Consider the following 20251-nt stretch of genomic DNA (forward strand, 5'->3'; position numbering starts at 1 on the left):
GGCACTGCTTGAGCAACTTCAATTAATTTGTCTTTTAATTCAAATGGGCTTAAATCAGCGAATTTTGAAAAGTCGATATTTGTATTTTTTGTAGTCATAATATTTACCTAATAATTTAATATTAAACACTTGTAATTAAATAAAGTGTTTTACTTAAGCGTGATTATTCAGGCCTACCCTATTTTTGATTGGGTAGGTCTGTTAATAAGTTGATGATTTTTTAAATCTATAATGAGTTGTAGGTTTTAATTACATACCCGCATTAACGGTAATAATGCCGACGATAATTGGGCCCCATAGAGTCAGTAACACGTTGGCTACGGCGTAAGTCACAGTAAAAGAGAATACTGGCGTTGCGTTGCCTGTTTTTTCCATCAATGCAGCGAACGCTGGGTTTGCACTTCGACCACCGGTTACACAACCTAACGCTTCTACTGGGTTCTTTATCTTCAATACAAAGTACGAGAAAAAGAATGAAATAATCTGTGGAATGATGGTGACCGCCATACCCAAGAACAGAAGCGACATACCATGTTCTTTTATGGTATCAACTGCTTGAGGGCCCGCTTGGAGGCCAACGATGCCAACAAATGCTGCTAAACCAAAGTCACGAATAAAGTTTGCTGCACCCGCAGGGAACTGAGCCACATGTGGGTTTCGGCTACGTAACCAACCAACAAGCAAACCAGAGATCAAACAACCTGCACCAGATCCAATCGTTACTGGAATACCTGCAATCTTGAAACTGATTAAGCCGATAAGAAGGCCCAACACCATACCAAAACCCAGTACGATGAAATCAGTCATGGTTGCTGAGCCCATACGCTTACCGATGTGTTTTTCAACTCGGTTGATGTCTTGTGCGGTGCCTGTTAATTGAATAACGTCGTTTTTCTGAACAATCAGATCATCAGTAATGGCGACTGAAACACCAGCACGCATGTAGTCTGTAACATACACACCACGGAACGAACGTTGATTTGAGCTATCTTTGATCTCTCTTAGCGAACGACCAATCAGTTTGCGATTGTCAGCGATAAGTTGACGATTTTCTTCAATAACTTCATAGCTTTCCGGTAATGCGACTTCATTACTTTGCGCCTTGCTCTGTAGCTCATGAACCGCATTTCTACGGCCGGTAACCACAACAAGGTCGCCCGCTTTAAGTGCTGTGAACTTGTCTGCACTCAGCTTTTTTCCGTCGCGTTCAATAAGTTCGATACACGCAGCAAGTGATGATTGATTCAATTGCGCGAGTGTTTTTCCAACCAGTTTATCGTCGTGAGTGACTTTAAAAGCACGTGTCACTAGAGCTGTGACTGCGTTAAATTCGCCATCTGCCAAATCACGTTTACCGTTAGAATTTTTCTCCTCTAACGCAATTGCTTCAGAGCGAATGTCCCACTTCATCAACGTTGGGAATACCCAAGTCACCATCAAGATTGGACCTAATGAACCAAAGATGTATGTTACAGCGTAACCTACAGCAACGTTAGTTTGCATCAGATGTTTGGCTTCTTCAGACACACCACCCAAACGGGCGATCGCATCGCCTGCAGTACCAATGATCGCAGACTGAGTTAAACCACCGGCAGCTAGGCCCGCAGCAGTACCTCTATCTAAGTCAAACAACCACGCAGCGGCAAGTACACACAATAAGCCTGAAACCGTCATAACAACCGCAGACAACAGAATGTTGATGGTTCTAAAGTTAAGCGCTTTAAAGAATTGTGCGCCGCCTTGATAACCCACAGCATAAATAAAGAGCGCAAAGAAAATACTTTTTACGCCGGGATCAATCTGAACACCAAATTGCCCAATAATTACGCCCATTAATAATGTTCCGGCCACACCGCCTAAAACAAATCGGCCGATAGTAATTTTACCAACCATATAACCCAATGAGAGTGTAATAAATAGTGCGACAAATGGTGCCATGTCAAACAGATTAGAAATAATGTCCATGACAAATTTACTCTTGTTACTAAATATAAGGAGTAAATAATCTAACTAATAACTTAATAATGATATTTGTTGGATTATTCAAAATAAATAAAGCATCTCGTTGCTTCGAACCGAATATTAAGAACAAAAGGTTTTATTATGTAATCCCATTTGATGGATCAAATCATCACTTTAACTGTTCGCATAGTTTTTGAAGTGCAACTTACACCTTAAGTAATTGGTTTAAATAGATTTATCTTAAATCGGCAAAAGTAGATGATTTTCGAAATCAATTTCAATTAAGTGTTTCCACTTCAAGAACGACAACCTACCTACCGTTGTTTTACTGGCTTACGGCTCTCAACAAAGAGGCAGTTGGCATAATCACCGAATAAAGTTGGATTTTGATGGGTACGATCCTCTATAAGCGATTATCACAATAAATCGAACTCCGTTATCGTTGCATTCATTAAACAAATAGAGAACAGAACCATGAATACCATGCCGCATGAGCTTGTGTGGGATGAAGTCTACTTCCCACCGCTGTTATTGGTTATCGCACTGGCTTACATACTGACAATGCTAACAGGGTCAATCGCGACACGGTTTGGCCTTCATAAGTACGTCGCCTTTCCTGCAATAGCAGAACTGAGCTTGATCGTGATTTTTACTGGCGCTATCGGCCATTTTATTACCATTTTTTGAGGCACTTACTGTGATCAAACGTTATCTCATCACACTTTTATTATTGGCTGCTGCGGGAACTGTGGTTTATAGCTATTACCAGTCGTACTCAAGTAACCCATGGACCAGAGACGGACAAGTCAGCGCTTATATCGTCTCGATTACACCTCGAGTCACGGGTCAAGTCATTGAAGTGCATGTCGAAGACAACTCGAAGGTAAAAAAAGGCGATCTTCTTTTTGAGATCGATCCGAGTATTTACAAGGCGACCTACAGAAAAGCACTTGCGACTCAAAAACAAGCATTTGCCCTACTCGCCAAAGCCAAAAACGAAGAGCAACGCGCGTTGAATTTAGAGAAAAGAACGCCCGGTGCCGTGCCCGTGCTGACACTAAACAACTTGAACAACGCGGTAGAAACCAGCGCCGCAAATGTCGAACTGGCAAAAGCGAACGTAGAAGAAGCACATCTCAACCTTGAGTACACCAAGGTATATGCGCCTACTAACGGCTATATCACCAATCTGAACCTACGTGTTGGCTCTCAAGTTGTCGCGAATTCACCTGTGGTTGCGCTAATTGATGAAGATAGCTTCTGGATTGAAGGTTATTTCAAAGAGACTGATTTAGTCGGTGTCGATGCTCAGGACACTGCTTATGTGACCTTAATGATGCACAACAATGTTCAGCTAGAAGGACATATCAAAAGTATTGGTTTTGGTATCGCGAAGCAAGACGGCAGCACAGGTAATGATTTATTGCCAAACGTGAATCCAAACTTCCAATGGATACGCCTAGCTCAACGCATCCCTATCAAAGTGAAGTTAGACAAAATACCAGAAGACGTACAACTGCGTGTTGGTATGACTGCCTCGATCAAAATAATCAAAAATAGCTAGGTGATTCTTATGTTCACTGCATCGACTAAAGACGCGATTAAAGTCGCACTCTCTATCGTTATCGCAATCTGCCTAGCGTTGTGGTTTGGTTGGGAAAAACCGTATTGGGCTGCGATAGCCGTCGCAGTGATGGCATTGAACGAGAGCTTCGCCCATTCAATAAACAAAGGCCATAACCGGTTAATGGGAACCTTGTTAGGGACCGGTTATGCCTTTTTCCTCATTGCGATGTTTTCACAAGATCGATTTTTGTTTCTAACATTTCTTACCGTGTTCTTAGGCACTTGTATTTTCATGTCTAGTGACGAGAAATACGGCTACATCTTTTCAATAGGATTTACCGTGTGTTCGATTGTTGCTTGTATGGGCGGGTTTGATAACCAAACCACCTTTCACTTTGCTGTACTTAGACTTCAAGAAACACTATTAGGTGTTGTTGTGTTCTCTATTGTGTATCGCATCGTGTGGCCTGTGAATACTGAACTCAACTTTGTACAACGTTTCGAAACCAGTAAACAAGCGTTGTTAGATGCGATGGAAAAAACAGACAACATCGACATTGCCGCACTTGAAAGCAACACCGCGAATATTGATAAGCTGTATCAACTTTTAGATCTGCCACTGACCGGAAGCTACCACCTTAAAGAGAACATCCAAACATGGCGCTTGCGTATCGATGAAATGGCACATATCCAAGATACATTACTCAAACAAAGTAACAGCGAATCAGACTTAGATATCCAATGGGCAGTTCTTACTCACAACTTGAAGACGTTCGATGTATTAACACCAGAACAATCTCTTGTTGAGGGTGAACTCAATGTCATAGGTGATCATAAAGACGTGTCTTGGCATCATGCACATCGCACGTTTGTTGAACATTTGAATGAAGATGGGCGCAAAGTACTGCAAGGCGTGTCGATGTTTATCACATCGCTGTTGATTTGGATTTATCTTCCAGTTCCAGGTGGTTTCATATTTCCTATGTTAGCCGGTGTATTCTCTTCTATGGTGCCGACCATGCCACCAAGCGTTATTAAGGACGCTTTTTATGGTGTGTTGGGTACAGGGTCGGTGGTTCTGTTGCAATACATCTTTGTGATGCCATTAATGACAGAACTATGGGAGCTGGGACTATTCTACTTCCTTAACATTATGGTGATATGGAAAGTGTTCGCGACACCTAAGCTCATGGTACACCGAATATTGGGTATTAACTTATTAGTTGTTCTCACATCTGGTGCGCTCAACCTCACACCTGTTTATGGAATTGAAACGCCACTTTTGATGCTCGTAAACATTTTGATTATTCTGATGATAGCGAAGTTGTTTACTGATCTATTTAGAGTGAGGGTAACTGCTTAGAACTAAATGCGCTTAACAACTCACAACAAAACGGTCTGCCAAGTATTTTTACTTCACAGGCCGTTTTTTTATCTATTGAAAATCATTATAAATCAATTGATTAACGCTAATCATTACTAAGTGAGGATAGCGTCCATCAAAAGCGATTAACGCGATCTGCCACCTCCTCTTAAAATCCTCTCATTGATTGACGCAATGCATTTTTAGTCGCGACATTCACACTAGCAATCCTAACGGATAAATACATAACAACTGAACACGACGTTCAGTATTACATCGACTGTTTGAGTCTCGAAGGTTTGAGGCCACTCAGCGTGGAAACCGTCATGAGTTTTTTTGAAATACGCACCAGCGCCTGTAAGACCCATACTCTTTCTGTGTTAGCGAGCGCCCTATTACTTACCACCCCCAATTTTGCGTCTGCGGCAGAAACCAAGACTTACAGCGAAGTTATGGAAAAAGGTCGAGCACTATTTGACAAATATGGCATCAGTCATGATTTACCAAAGCTAGCAATCAGTTCGCTCGTACAGGGCGAACACCTAGTTGAACACGCACATCGAACCATACAAATTGGCGATGAGGTTCGTGACTCAAGCGTCTATCTGATAAAAAACACAGACAGCAAAGGCAACATCGACCTGCGCATCAAATACAACCCGCAAGAGCTGGATGAAAACGAAAAACTGATCGATGAAATTGAAGAGTTTACGCGCACTGAGTATCGACTAAGAAATTATGCAGAAAGCTTCGATCCATCGTCAGTGAAAGTCAATGAAAAAGACAACGGCGACGTGACCATTAGCTTCAACTATTCGAAATACGGCTTACCACAAGACATCGCCTATTTCCGTTTCTTGAATGTTGATATTGAACTTGTAGGCGGCACACCAAAACGCATGGTAATCACCAACGACAAGCCATTTAATCTTGGTAAGTCAAAAGTCGATACCTATTACCAAGTGATTGATTTCCAAACGTTAGACTCTGGTAAAGTCGTTATTGAACGTAAGACAACTAACATCGAGGGTACGTCTAAAACGAAACCGATGACCATGAGCGCTGTAACTGAACCCGTCGCAATTTATGAAGACGACAACGGCGTTAATGTCCTGCATGAAGAGCGTCTAAAAGAAGTTTCAGATCCTCGTATGCAAGAAGCGAGTGTTAAGTTAGATCGAGTATTCCCTTTAATGGGTGACATGGTGCGTCGTCAAGGTATCGATTTACCCCTTCCATTCGGCGTATCAGTGGCTTATCGCAATCAAGATATGGATATACCCATGACAGATTACGTGATTGGTGGAGTGCGCTTGAATGATTTATTTGACCCGGAAGACAGTGTTGCGACGGTCAAAGCGGAAAGTGTTTCGATACGCGGCGACGTAAATATCTTGCCATTCTGGAATGTATTCGGGTACGTAGGAAAGGTAAACGTTGATGCGAATATTGACGCCTCTTATACCGGCGCCGCAGGTGAATACTTAAAAGACAAGCTCAATAACAAATTGCCAGGGCTAGGTAACGCACTTTGCGAAGGTGTCTCTGCCTTATGTAACAGTGGTCGTTTGAATGTACCACTTCATCTTGAATATGACTTACGCGGCGCGGGCACCACATTATCTGTTGGTTACAAAGAATTCTTTGCCTCAGTGACGGGTACTTACTCCCAAACACGCCTGAAAGGGTTGGATGATTGGGGTGATGGCATTGTGACGGTTCAACCCATGCTGGGTTACCAATTAGTCGATTATCGAGCTCAGTTTTTCGTGGGTGCTGAATACCAAGGTTTAAATTCACGTATGCAAGGCACCGTAAAAACCGACGACATCGAATTTGATTATGACGTTGGCGTCGATATCGACCAGTGGGCATTCCTAACAGGTGTTAACAAGCAGATCGGCAAAAACTACAACATGACCATGTTGTACAACAAAGGCGAAACTCGTTCAGCTGTGACATTGAACCTTGGCTACCGATTCTAGTCACCGAACGTTGATTACCAGCCTAGCCCTTAAACCAGGTTGTTCTTAATAAGAAATTTTGTAGTTCTGTTATCTACGCAGATAGCGATGAAACAGACTACGCCGAATACTATTGTGGAAACTCATTTTATGACTATTGCATACCGTTCAATGATCGCTCTTACTATTACTACTGCCTTAGCAGGTTGCGATACTGATAGTGCCCCTACTGTTCCATTCCCAGACAAGCCCGAACCGTTAGTTCCGGCACCGGCTAAACCGTTTGATGCTCAAATCGGTAACGTAACGATTAAAGCGACGATAGAAGAACTGGTTATAACTTCGAATACCGAAGACGACAAACTGGCTTCCGTTGAATCTTTCAAAGGGATTCAATATGCAGAGGCTCAGCGCTTTGAACACAGTGAAGTTGTAAACCTTGTTGAAGGTACTTTGGATGCGACTCAGTTCGGTTATGCTTGTCCTCAACTAAAAACGACAACACAAACACAAGATGAGAACTGCCTTAACCTCAATATCTGGCGCCCAGCAGGCGTAGATGCTGACGCAGATCTACCGGTTTATGTATTCATCCACGGTGGTGATTTCGAATACGGTTCTGGTGCAGAGCCGCTCATCCAAGGTGATACTGTTGTAGCGCAAGGTGCCGACGAAGGTAACCCGTTTATTTACGTGACATTTAACTATCGTTTAGGCTTACTGGGTTCAATGTGGGTTGAAGACGAAACTGGTGGTAACTTTGGTATTGGTGACCAAAAGCGTGCTATGCAGTGGGTTAACGAGAATATCGCTCAGTTTGGTGGTAACGCTGAAAACGTCACTTTGATGGGCCAAGGTTCGGGAGCAATGTCGGTTGGCATACTTCAACAAACCGATGGTAAAGAGCCAATCGCCGGTGACAATGGTTACTTCAAACGTTCAATAATGCAAAGTAATGCGTATGGTTTTGAATATCAAAGTTATGATTCAGCAGAAACAAATAGTACTTCTATTTGTGAAGCGACTGGTGTTTCACAAATAGAAAGCGACAGCAATACACTCAAATCAGCACTCAAAATCTTGATGGAATTTTCTGACGACTTCAAAGAAGTATTAGAGCCGATTGTCGATGGGATGCCTGATCAGGTGGATACTACCGTTTGTGTAGACAACTACATAGAACTACAAAAGCAACTACCTCTCAGTTCGATTTTAGAAGCTCAAGATAAAGTATTACTCGATCCAATCAACAAAACACTAGATTGGGTTATCGAAAGTGTATTGACGTTACAAAACGACATTCCACTACTAAGCCATGACAATAATACGCCAATGACAAACTTGTTACCTTTCGCACCCTATGTCGAATATAAATCAATATTTTCTAAAGGTCATCATCTGGTCTCACAACCTGCGCTGGATAACCTTTCAGTACCAACCGTCATTGGTAACAATGAAAAAGATGCGGACACGATGGCTATGCTGCCTAGTCTTACATTCTTAATTCCGGCCATTTTGGAGCTATTAAAGGAAGATGTAGACAGCGGTACTTTTGAATCGCTAAGTGAAAACAATCGAGGTTTAGAAATCGCGGTATGGCTGCAACTTGATGGCAATAAGCAACGCATTATCGATATGGTGTCAGCAATGTCTGCTGAAGAAGTTCAAGCGCAGATTGAACTCGGTGATGTGCTAAATTTACTACCATCCACCGCATATGAAGCCGTGACCAAGCTATTTTTTGGCCTAGGTAACTCTGACATGAACAACGAATTACTGGAACTTGCAGACTACAAGCCTGAGTTGGAAAATGAACTGGGTGGTGCAACACAGAACATGACTGAGTTCAAAATGCTGATGAATGACATGCTATTCCAAGCGCCAGCACGTAACCAAGCGATTCGTTCAACTGAAAATGCAGACGTATACGCGCCAGTTTCAATGTACCATTTTGCGTTCAAGCCTAGCTTCAACGTTTGGACATACAACACTCAAGGTGAAGATGGTGATTTAGATATCGGTGACCTACTAAAAACGTTTGCTTGTATCTCCGGTGCTTGTGGTGGTTCAGAACTGCCGTTTGTTTTCAACAAACCGTATAAACTAGACGGTTCAGAAGTGAGCCTAAGTTCAAAAGACCAAGCTCTGATGAACGACATGTCTCGCCTATGGTTCAGCGACAATCTGTTTACAGACTACGAGTACAGCCAGCAACAAGATAACGTAATGTTCGTCGATGGTGATGGTCAAATAACCATTGAAGACGATTGGGATGCTCTATTCAACGAATCTGAAGATGGCAGTATGCCTAACGGTAGACTTCAAGGCTTAAATGATCTTGGGCTAACCTTAAAATACATGCCTGATTACGAAGTTCTTAACCAGAACTAACGCTTAGTCACCAATCACTCCCACAATGGCCAGTTGTCTGGCCATTGTCACCTATACCCTATTTTTACGGAACATCACAATGTACTTCACACGTATTCACGCGCTGATAGTGCTATTTTTGTCGATCTTAGTTACTGGCTGCGCCCAACCTTACCCCGATGTTGAACCTGACTTCGAAGCTAACTGGCAAAGCACAGAACATCAAGCCGAAGTCTATTTGATCCCGAGTGCGCCTGAAGCCTTTGCGCGCCGCATTGATCTGGTTCGCCAAGCAAAACACTCGATTGATATGACTTACTTCTCTTGGGAAAACGACACTCTGGGTCTGATGCTGTTAAACGAGCTGAAACACGCCGCTGACCGCGATGTGGCCGTGCGCCTCACACTGGATGACTTGTTGGTATTCAATGACAAATGGCTTGCGGAGTTGGACTCACACGCCAATATTGAGATTCGACTGTTCAACCCTTTTGAGTCACGTAAAGCTGGCTGGATTGGTCGTGCGCTCAACTTCTCTACTCATCAAAAACAGTTAGATAATCGACTGCATGAGAAATACTTTAACGTTGATCACCAATCGATGATCCTCGGTGGGCGCAACATCGGTGATGACTACTTTGGCTACAGCGAAAGTGCCAACTTCTTTGATATGGATGTGCTGTTTAAAGGCGACGTGATTGCTGCTTTCGACCGAAACTACCAAGCGTTGTGGAACAGTGAGCATGTAGTGCCAATTCAAGAACGCATTAAAATCAAAGAGAAAGAGCAATACCAAGCGTTCACCAAAGCGTTGAACAAAGGTGAAAAGAATCAAGCATTGATCACGTCTGAAGTCGAAAGGCAGATAAAGAGCTTAAACCAACCGAAGTTCATTTCAGCCTCTGTCACGCCGGTATTTGACTCACTGGAGAAACTCAATGACAACAAGCCCTACTTTCGCCAACGTATTGAACACTTGATGAAGCAAAAAGTACCGACACCTTCTAAGGTTATTATTTCTACGCCTTATATGGTGCCAAGCGATAACAAGTTTGTATTCGTCGATGCACTTAGAGAGAGCGAAGCCGAAGTCACCTTACTGACGAATTCATCGGCTTCTAATGATTCGGGCTTTGTGCCTGCGTATTACGAAAAACACCGTGAGACTCTACTCGACAAGGGCGTAAGTATCTATGAGTACAAAAGCCAAGCGATCAATGATGATCACTACTTTCATGTTGATACCTACTACCACAACAAGACAGTAATTTTAGATGAGCGTGTCACCTATATTGGCTCTTCTAACTTCGATCCAAGATCAGACTTTCTCAACGTTGAGTTTGGGGTGTTGGTTGACAGTGAAGAGTTTGCGAAGCAAGTGACACACTACTTAACACGTCAGAAAGAGGAGTTGTTCTGGGCTGTGTCGCGAGAACAATCAGGTGACACCATCTGGGCTTCAGAGGAACAAATCCATACTAAGAACCCGAACTACAGTTCATGGAACAAGGTACCTGATTGGTTATTTCGAAAAATGAATGGCGAGTTCGAGCTTTAAGTGTTCAGCTTCGAATCTTAATTTTTAATTTTCTCCAGTCCAAATGTAAAAAAGCCGCGTAATTCGCGGCTTTCTCATGTTTCAAATACACGTATCTGAGCTTATAGACGGTAGGTCATCGCTCTTTGGGCTACGTAGTTCACCATATCAAGCGTTGTGAAGATCGAATTAACATCATTAATGTTGTAATCCACATGTCCACGCTCCACATATTGCTCAGCGAGACGGTAAATATCAACGACACGCTCAGCTACCGCTTCCATAGGATCAATAAAAGTGACTGTTGGAAATGCCGTTTCAAGTTGCTTTCTAACCAAAGGAAGTTCCGTGCATCCCCAAATAACCGTATCAACGCCCTTCTCTACGATGGATTGAATCGCTACAGCAAGCAGTGCGGCATTACGCTCAAACTCGCCCGCTTTGATCCCGTTGGTTTCTCGGATTGCTTGTCCACACTCTGTCATCTCACCGGTTACTTCACCATAGATAGCACTATGCACGTTATGCTCTTGCTCAAAGGAATCTGGCTTAACGAACACCAGATTCGCGTCCGTTAGGTAACGATCATAGATTCCCGAATTGTATGTGCCGTTGGTACATAAAATACCAACAACAGATTCAGAGTTCTGCTCTTTGATTTGATCAACGGTGGTTTGAAGCATGTCGACGATATAAACGTTGGTGTGCTTTTGAACCTCAGGTCTAAAGTAATGAGCGGTGTTACAGGTCATTACGCCAAACTGAACATTGGCATGTTCTAAAATGCACGCTGACTCAATCAGTTCAGGCACAGGATCGGTACCGCCTTCGTTAATCACTTCAGATCGATCGGGGATATCTGAGTTTTTCACCACTATCATGGCCATGTGGTCTTAGTCTTTAAGTGCGCCGTGTTCAATTTCTTTCTTGGCGACGATATCTTGGAACAGAGCATCTGCTTCAGGGCCCATATTACCAAATACACCGAATCGTAGCTTTTTCATTGTTTTTACCTTTGTGTTTGCTAAAGCACAAAGGTTATTACGCTCTTTCGATTTACTTGAATCCTATTAGATGGTTCGCATCCTCGCGAGTGCATAAACAGCGTACAAAAATCAGAATTGAGTACCAAAGGAAAAATGAATACGAAATTCGTCGCCTTCAGGCGCATCTAAGCCGTAAGCAAAATCGAGCTTAACTGGCATTAACTGTGAGTTCCAAATCAAACTCACGCCCGTCCCACGCTTCCAATCCGCTTGTTGATCAAATGCATCACCCACATCAAGAAATGCGCCCAACCAAATTGAACGATAGACTTGATGCTGATATTCGAGCCCAGCAGTTAACATATAACGTGCCCCCGTTAGTTCACCATTCTCGTCTCTAGGGGAGATAGATTCGTAACCATAACCTCGCAGGTTTCCATCGCCACCAGCAAAATACCGCAGTGACGACGGCACATCAGATAATGATTTGGCAATGTTGATGCCTACGTTGGAGCGGAAATGGAGCTTCTGCCTGTCACTAATATCCCATGAAAGGACACTGTTTCCTTCCAACCGCAACAGCCTTGAGTCAGAGAACAGACTAGGGTCAGAATACTCGACAGAATAGATGTGTCGATGATTGAGCTCCAACTGATCATTTTTACGATCAACCTGAGAAAAACTGATGCCAGGTAACAGTAATTGCGATTGCTCTTCCTCAGACGCCTGACGGTACTGTTCGTGCAAGTATTTGACATAAATGGTGCTTTGCCAATCACTGTCTAATTGCCAGTAACGTTCGAACTTAAGATCGTTTGTAAAGCTATTGGTGTCTCGATGATCAATTCGTTTCGATTCAAACTGAATACCAAAGTAATCCGTTGTGACTTTCTCTGTGGGGATTTTGTACCCCAACTGAAGTGATTGCTCCTGTTCAGACAAATATGTCTGTGTTTCAAAGCTGTGGCCTCTCCGGTTATACCAAGGCTTTGACCAACTGAGAGAGGCGCGTAAACCGAGATCTGTAGAATAGCCGCCACCGACCTGCACGATATTTCGAGAACTTGGCTCGGCAATGATTTCAATTGGAACTTCTAGGTTGTCATCAAGTTTGTCAAAGTCACCATGTACGATGACACTTCGAAACCATTGAGTGTCTGACAAATCAGATTGCAGTTCACCTAACTTGATGGTGTCAAAGTCATCACCTTTTTTAAAGGTGGGTATTTTCTCGATACGAGTAGGGTCAACCCCATCATCAGGAATACTTATAGAACCGAACTTGTAGCGTGGACCACTTGCAAAATACAAGTGTATATTCGCGATGTTCTCGCTAGGAATAACTTCAATCTCTGACTCGATAAACCTGCCGTCAAAATAACCTTTCCGCTTTGCTAAAGAGAAAATCGCACGCTTAGTTTGGTCATATTCTTGGTGAGACAAAGTTAAACCTGAGCCTAACTTGCTTTGATTGAGTATATTGATGAACTCCGCATCTAGGCTAGCTTCACCTGTTATTTTTACTATCGATTCTGCGATGCGCATGACAGGACCAGAATCGATGTTAATGATCACGTTATCAGAATCATTGAGGTCGATATCGAGCTGTGGGTGATAATAACCATAAGGGTTGAGTGCATCTTGAATACGTTTAGATAGCTTCGTTTTCGATAGCTGTGATGCAGGAACATCGGCTAAAGGTTCTAAATATAATTCTACATTTTCGGTGAGAGTTTTATTAACCCCTTTAACCTCAAATTCAGCAGCACTAGAAGAGTGTTGGGTAAACAGGAAAAATGAAGTGGCCAGCACTAATTGTTTAATCGAGGTCTTCACGCGGTTACCCAATTGCTCAAAACCCGAACAGGTTATGAGCAAAGCGTTAAATCGCCGAATCTCTTATGGAGGACGCTATCCTTCGAACGGCTTATCGGGTTGTTTAACACTGCAACAGTCGTTTATTAACGACTCAAATCCCAGCCCTACAGACACAAAAAAGGCGCAATTAAGCACCTTTTGAATGTCTATTACTTATTGATTTATATGGCTTGCTGACTCAAGATCAGTTGTTGTTCAGCCACACATCTTGGTTTTTTGGAGCTTTCTTCTTCTTTTTCTTCTGGCCAGTACCGGCCGGTGGCGCAACAGGTTTTAGTGCTGCGATCAGTTCAGCTGTCGCTTCTTCATCCACTTCAAAGCCTTCAATTTGCTCACGCTCAAGACGAATCTTGTTCTTCTTCTCGATGATTTTGAAGTGGTGGTAATCTTCGTGATCGATCAGAGATAACGCAAGACCAACTTCACCTGCACGACCACTTCGGCCGATACGGTGCATGTAGTCTGACGGGCTACGCGGTAAGTCAAAGTTGATTACCACTGGAAGCTTCTCAATATCCAGACCACGTGCCGCGATGTCTGTCGCGATCAGAACGTCAATCTCGCCAGATTTGAAATCTTCTAGGATACGAGTACGTGAACCTTGCCCTTTATCGCCGTGGAATACTTCTGCGATGATACCGCGCTTGTAAAGCTTGTCTGCTAGGTGCTCACAGCTGTTCTTCGCATTAACGAAGATCAGAGCTTGGCGCCATTCATGTTGTTGAATTAGGTGTGCGAGTAACGCTGTCTTGCGACCTTTTTCTACTTCGAATACACGTTGAACCAGTGTGCTCGCATTGGCACTTTGAAGTTGAACTTCAATTGGATCGCTTAGAAGTTCGTGAGTCAGCGTTTTAACTTGCTCTGGGAAAGTTGCAGAGAACAACAAGGTTTGTTTTTTGCTCGGCAAGAGCTTCAAGATTGCATCAAGTTCTTCGGTAAAACCTAGGCTTAGCATTCGGTCAGCTTCATCAAGCACTAACGTTTTCACTTTGTCTAACTTGATAGCGTTGCTTGAAATAAGGTCAAGCAGACGACCCGGTGTTGCCACCAAGATATCAGTGCCGCCACGTAGCGCCTGCATTTGAGTGTTTACCGATACACCACCAAACACACAAACCGTTTTAATCGCGCCATTGAAATGCACAGCGTAAGATTTAACGCTGTCAGCCACTTGCTTAGCAAGTTCACGAGTAGGAACCAAGATAAGGCCAGAAACAAAGTTACCTTTGCCTGAACGACGGTCCAGAGGGGCATCTTCATGAATCTTTTGTAACAGTGGAAGTGCAAATGCTGCGGTTTTACCTGAACCGGTATTTGCGCCTGCAATTAAATCGCGTCCTGCTAACACACTTGGAATAACTTGCGCTTGGATAGGCGTTGGCTGTTGGTATTCAAGCTCAGATAAACGAGCCATCAAAGGAGAGATTAAGCCAAGATCAGAGAAGTTGGTTGGTGTAGTGGTGTTAGTCATTAATTGCAGGAACTCAAAGCTAAAATAATAGCGCGCTATATTAACGTATTTCAGCAGTATTACGTAACTAAATCGCCCTTTCGCTTCTATTTCACTGATTAATATCCGTCAGAAGCGAAGTTATCGATGTGAGAACCTCGATACTCGCCGTACCAACTTCGTCTAAGAGTATTCCAGCTACACAATTGTCGTGGGTTGCAGTTAGTTCAGCCAACCTGCTACCGTTTGTTCCGGTGCATACGAATTCGGCTCGGTTAACCAAACAGCGACTGCGTCTGGTGTAGCGACAAGTGGCTCAAAATTGATATTAAATTGCCATTCAGACTCACCACGCTGATAACCATCGTAAACCACAACAAAATCATGTTCGAGTTTCTTACCCCTGTTCTCGCCCGCCTTAACGCTGGTGACTTCGTTCATCGCCAATAGAGCGATATGTGCCACATAATCACCTTTGCCTTCGTAACTTACGCTGAACGTATCGCCTTTATGGTTGACCGTTAGCTTGGGGTTATTTTGTTGTTTAAGAGAAGGTAACGTTCTGTCTAACCAGTTAAAGTAACCGCGCCACTCTTTTCCATCGACAACAAAGCCCGGCGTGTAAACCCCACTTGTTAAGCCGTAAGCTTTATACAGTCGTTGCTTCTGACTGAACGCCTTGCTCGCGAACTTATCCCCCCAACCGAGGTAGTCCCAATAGTCGACGTGATAAGCGAGAGGAATGACTTGTGTCCACAGTTGTGGGTCATCTTCAAATGTACTTAGATACGCATCAGCGGGAGGACAACTTGAACAACCTTCAGAGGTGAAGAGCTCGATAACCTGTGCGGGCTGGCCTTCATTACTCCAGGTTTGTGCAAGCGACACTGAGGAATAGAAGCCGATCGGTAAGGCAAATAAACAAAGTTTAATCAATGATGAATTGCGTTTGGCGTGTGACATACCGAGATCCTTGTACAAAGCGAATTGAATGGCGCTCAAATACAGACCGTTATGCCTAGGTTTTTCTTTCAGGTGCTTAGTTTACGAAGAGATTGAGTTTATTTCAGATACAAAAACGCCAGCTTTAGAAGCTGGCGTTTTCTTAAAATTCTATATTTACATGTTAACGCTGAGATTAACGGTTAATACCGATATCGCGTTGCATGTGACCAGATAGGTCGCTTGCGTAGTAACTACGTGGAGAGTTGTCTACGAAAAGAATATCGAAAATGTGTGCAATCAATCCTTTGAAGTTAACCGAGTAGGTTTTCTTATCCATAGAGTTAGGAACAGCGATAGTATTCATTTGTACTGCTTGAGCCATGATTGCCTCTCTATAAATTTATTAATGTGTTTCGTTCTGATGACAAGAATAATAGGTGATCTTTTGCAGGTTAAAAAATGACTAAAATTAGATTTTGGGATTAGTTTTTCTAATAAAACAAACCATTAACAATGCCACAAAATAGATATGCAGATTATGTGAGTACAAATTCAATATAATGTTTAAATCATGCATTTAGTACAAATACCCCGCAAACAACAGTGGCCAATGTCACAGAAAATTTACATAAATAAATTTTCCACTTCATCAGCCACGTGTTCATTATCGACTTTTCGATAAGTTATATTTGTTTTTAATTTACTTGTTCAATGCCTGGCTTCTTCGCATAAACCGACGCTATAACCGCAATCGTCATCGTAGAAACCAATACCGCCAATGACCAGTAAGTTGGGATAGCCCACTCGCTATCAACCAGAAGCATTTTCACACCAATGAACACCATGATGAATGAAAGCGCGGGTTTCAAATAGATGAACTTGTCCATCATACCTTGCAGTACAAAATACAACGAGCGAAGACCAAGTAACGCAAACACGTTAGCCGCAAGTACCAAGAACGGTTCTTGTGTTACCGCAAAGATCGCAGGGATAGAGTCTAATGCAAACATCACGTCCATGACTGCGATCGCACCGATGACCAACATCATTGGAGTGAATGCCCATTTAGCACCCTGTTTAACCATTAATGCAGGGCCATGGAAGTCCTCTGTTACCGGCATCACTTTACGAAGTAGCTTTTCAGGCAGAGTATTCACACTCTCCTCTTCGCCCTTGTCTAATGCCAGCTTAATACCTGTACCAATCAAGAACGCAGCGAACACGTAAAGCACCCAGTGATATTCCGCCAATAGCTGTGCGCCTAGTGCGATCATAATTGCACGAAGCACCAATGCACCAATTACGCCCCAAAGAAGCGCACGAGGTCTTAGATGCTCAGGAACTTGGTATTGAGCAAAGATCATCGCAAAAACAAACAAGTTGTCTACGCTAAGGGATTTTTCTAACAAGTAACCCGTAATGAATGACACGGTTGCTTTTTGCGCTGTGTAGTCACTGTTCGGCGCATAAATGTCCCAAAATAGGTAAATCGAGCCAGCAAACAAAAACGCAAGTACAAACCAGAAAACACTCCAGATTGCCGCTTTCTTGATAGTAACGTTACCGCCACGAGTCTGATAGATATCAATAGAGACGAGAATAACCGTTAGCAGGAAAAAGCCCGCATAAGTCGTCATGATTGGCGATGAAAAAAAGGATTCACTATTTGTAGATAATAGAGATTGAGTTGAGTTCATTATTCCTCCGGGCGGAAGAACTGTACAAAGACCTTCCGCAAACAAAGCATATCAAGCTCCATTACGGATCTTGACTGTGATTGCGTTGGTCTCGTTGAAGTGAAATATGGGATTTCACTTTTACATACCGGATAGACTCTTGGCCTAACGAGATGACGATATGTAAACTTGCGCTAACTACTCCCCAAACGCGTGGATAATAATCCTCTGGTTGTGTTTCGTCTATATAAATTTGCACGGAAAAAGCAAAAAAGGAGCAAACGCTCCTTTCTGATTGATGCCACTTTGTCAAATAGACACGCGAATTGATTCTAAGAATAAATTCGCAAGTCAAACACACTATTGCACTGCGTAATGAAGTTGCAAAAAGAGCAATTTACAGCCCTGCGGCAGGTATTAAATACACTAACGCTGACCAAACTGATACCCAACCGACAACCGCTACCGCATCTAACCAATCTTTCTTATCCATGCATATCTCCACAAGAAGGCGACCTGCAGAGATAAAGCATAAACAATGCCAATTTTATAAATAACCCAAAGTAATAGTGTTAAATATCAGTATCAGCTTTAGTTATCTAAAACACTCCATGCAATTCAACGGTTCATTGAGTTGAAGCGACTCTGGGTGGTCTTGCAGAAACTCGATGAAGCAGTCTGCCATAGAGTCAGTGGTGACCGTGCCATCACCGATCATATCCAACACAGCGTTATAGCCCTCTTTGCCTTTCATTGTATAGGCTGACGACGCGCCCCGGTAAATACGGTTGCGAGAAACAGCTTGCCAACCTGAATCATCAGAGTGAATTTCTAGATGGTGAATCCTGTGTCCTATAGGCGCTTCTTTGTGGTAACAAAACCTCAAATTATGTGTATAAGGAAAGCTACCTGAACCTGTGCCCACGACACCATTATCAATCGCGTTATTGATTGCACCTTCAAGCATGCCAGCGATCGTTTCACCTTTTACTTCATACACACCAATAGGTACAGCAAACGGTAGTAGTTTTCCGGCAATATCGGCAACAGAGACATCGCCGCTGTTCAGTGAATTTCTTACACCACCGGCGTTGTGAATGGCAAAGTCAACCTGATGCCCTTTCTTGTTCATTAGATGGTGAAATGATTGAGCAACCAAGGGGGCTAGTTGACTCGGGCCTTTAGCATCTGGAATACGTACATGGCGAAGTTTAGTGTCTGCATGAGCAATCACTTGTTGCTGAAGCTTTCGAACTCGCGGCTGGTATTTATCCGTCAGAATGCTCTGCAGCTCAGGATCTTTCTTACACACTGCAATATTAGGGTGATTGTTTAAAAACTCACACGCCATATCGTGGGCATCGTCTTGCCCTACTTCACTCAGTTTCGCGTCTATAAAGAGTCGACGGCCTAATAACAGTTCGTTTTTACCATTGAAGTGCGTCACTTTGCCTTGAGAATCGAACTCGATTTCGCAGTGTCCTAAGCTCATGGCGTGGAAACCCGCTTGCACAACATAGGTATCGCCAATTTTCACACCGTATTCATCATCTTTAACTAAGCCGATATCAGAGAAATCACCTTGTAAGCGATGACTATGACCACCAACGATGACACCAATACCTGTTACGTTGGCTGCTAACTCTAAATCAGCTTCGTAACCAAGATGGCTAAGTAACACAATCTTGTTGATACCTGCTTGATGGATTTGCTCAATGGTCCCTTTTGCTGTTTCCAAAGCATTTTCAAACGGTGTATCGATATCTGGGTTAGCGATGCCTGCCATCTTGTCGATGCTTAAGCCGAATATTGCGACCTTCTCGCCATCAAACTCTTTCGTTATAAAAGAAGCACTTCGTGTTTCAGGCAGATAAGGCTTAACAATGTCGTTGTCCGCTAGCGTATGAGTTTTATTGATATCCTCATTCGATAGATTCCAGTTACCGGCCAACAGCGGGAATTTGATTCTTTTCGCGAAAATCGCAACGGGCTCATTACCCATGTCTAACTCGTGATTACCGAGCGTCATGGCATCTATATTAAGGGCATTCAACAAATCGGCATTGGCTTTTCCCTTGAATAAGGAAAAGTACAACGTGCCCTGGAAGCAGTCACCAGCGTGCAAGAACAAGGTTCCAACCTTCTGACGCTGGGCATCTTGTTCTATTTGTTTGAAGCGTGTTGAAATTCGAGCAAAGCCACCAGCACTGACATAAGGTTCAATGATGTGGTTGTTCATTTTAAGTGATAGCTGTAACGAGGTTGGTTCAAAGTATGAGTGGGTGTCGTTGATGTGTGCCAACACTATTTTTGTCGGCTTATTCTTTTTAGTCATATTTTCTTCTCTCTTTGTCCCTTCATACTAGGTCGAGAATCATGACAGAATCGTGAATTTTATGAAACTGCACTGCAAAAAAATACTCGAGATAGATCAAAAATCTCATTTTGCACCGTATTAATAAACAACGGGTTTTGTGACAGGTGAGCATACCGGATTTGGATTTTTCGATTATGATTAAAGATATCTGTTAGCTTTCAAATAATTAGCAGA

Annotated in this window: 14 protein-coding genes; 6 read left to right on the top strand and 8 right to left on the bottom strand. The window is 43.0% G+C overall.

Annotation, left to right across the window (positions count from 1 at the left end; genetic code table 11):
• Nucleotides 1–249: 249 nt before the first annotated feature.
• Nucleotides 250–1965, bottom strand: coding sequence for an aspartate-alanine antiporter (aspT, locus tag AB4323_RS21010; protein WP_372153282.1), 1716 nt, complete (start codon nt 1963–1965; stop codon nt 250–252).
• 471 nt (nt 1966–2436) lie between these two features.
• Between aspT and AB4323_RS21015 the strand changes: the two genes are divergently transcribed.
• From AB4323_RS21015 to AB4323_RS21040, 6 genes are all read left to right on the top strand, one after another.
• A complete protein-coding gene (locus AB4323_RS21015; RefSeq protein WP_017059802.1) occupies nt 2437–2649 on the top strand; it encodes a DUF1656 domain-containing protein in 213 nt (70 codons plus the stop codon).
• A 10-nt stretch (nt 2650–2659) separates the two neighbouring features.
• The gene (locus AB4323_RS21020; RefSeq protein ID WP_017059803.1) at nt 2660–3526 is read left to right on the top strand and encodes an HlyD family secretion protein; all 867 of its coding nucleotides are present in this window, start codon (nt 2660–2662) and stop codon (nt 3524–3526) included.
• Between the two features lie 9 nt (nt 3527–3535).
• Complete coding sequence (locus AB4323_RS21025) at nt 3536–4891, top strand: FUSC family protein (RefSeq protein WP_102427946.1); 1356 nt, start codon at nt 3536–3538, stop codon at nt 4889–4891.
• Nucleotides 4892–5217: 326 nt separating this feature from the next.
• Nucleotides 5218–6876: a hypothetical protein gene (locus AB4323_RS21030; protein ID WP_372106882.1), complete on the top strand. Its 1659-nt coding sequence runs from the start codon at nt 5218–5220 to the stop codon at nt 6874–6876.
• 129 nt (nt 6877–7005) lie between these two features.
• Nucleotides 7006–9246 carry a carboxylesterase family protein gene (locus AB4323_RS21035; RefSeq protein WP_372153284.1) on the top strand — a complete coding sequence of 747 codons (2241 nt, stop codon included), beginning with the start codon at nt 7006–7008 and terminating at the stop codon, nt 9244–9246.
• A 79-nt stretch (nt 9247–9325) separates the two neighbouring features.
• Entirely contained in the window at nt 9326–10783 is a 1458-nt protein-coding gene (locus AB4323_RS21040) for a phospholipase D family protein (RefSeq protein ID WP_372102681.1), read from the top strand.
• Nucleotides 10784–10884: 101 nt separating this feature from the next.
• Here the strand turns inward: AB4323_RS21040 and AB4323_RS21045 are convergent, their stop codons facing one another.
• The 7 genes from AB4323_RS21045 to AB4323_RS21075 all read right to left on the bottom strand — a co-directional run bounded on the left by AB4323_RS21045 (nt 10885) and on the right by AB4323_RS21075 (nt 20035).
• Nucleotides 10885–11649 (bottom strand): aspartate/glutamate racemase family protein, encoded by a 765-nt coding sequence (locus AB4323_RS21045; protein ID WP_017070494.1) that lies wholly within the window; start codon nt 11647–11649, stop codon nt 10885–10887.
• A gap of 228 nt (nt 11650–11877) precedes the next feature.
• The gene (locus tag AB4323_RS21050) at nt 11878–13596 is read right to left on the bottom strand and encodes an autotransporter assembly complex family protein (protein WP_372153286.1); all 1719 of its coding nucleotides are present in this window, start codon (nt 13594–13596) and stop codon (nt 11878–11880) included.
• 214 nt (nt 13597–13810) lie between these two features.
• Nucleotides 13811–15100 (bottom strand): DEAD/DEAH box helicase, encoded by a 1290-nt coding sequence (locus AB4323_RS21055; RefSeq protein WP_372153288.1) that lies wholly within the window; start codon nt 15098–15100, stop codon nt 13811–13813.
• 201 nt (nt 15101–15301) lie between these two features.
• A complete protein-coding gene (locus tag AB4323_RS21060) occupies nt 15302–16042 on the bottom strand; it encodes a DUF1223 domain-containing protein (RefSeq protein ID WP_372153289.1) in 741 nt (246 codons plus the stop codon).
• Between the two features lie 175 nt (nt 16043–16217).
• The gene (locus tag AB4323_RS21065; protein WP_017059812.1) at nt 16218–16406 is read right to left on the bottom strand and encodes a hypothetical protein; all 189 of its coding nucleotides are present in this window, start codon (nt 16404–16406) and stop codon (nt 16218–16220) included.
• A gap of 313 nt (nt 16407–16719) precedes the next feature.
• Nucleotides 16720–17721 carry a TerC/Alx family metal homeostasis membrane protein gene (locus AB4323_RS21070; RefSeq protein ID WP_017059813.1) on the bottom strand — a complete coding sequence of 334 codons (1002 nt, stop codon included), beginning with the start codon at nt 17719–17721 and terminating at the stop codon, nt 16720–16722.
• Between the two features lie 574 nt (nt 17722–18295).
• Nucleotides 18296–20035 (bottom strand): bifunctional UDP-sugar hydrolase/5'-nucleotidase, encoded by a 1740-nt coding sequence (locus tag AB4323_RS21075; protein ID WP_102333460.1) that lies wholly within the window; start codon nt 20033–20035, stop codon nt 18296–18298.
• Nucleotides 20036–20251 lie beyond the last annotated feature (216 nt).

This window comes from Vibrio sp. 10N.261.52.C11 (assembly GCF_041471405.1).
Lineage (GTDB): Bacteria > Pseudomonadota > Gammaproteobacteria > Enterobacterales > Vibrionaceae > Vibrio > Vibrio crassostreae_C.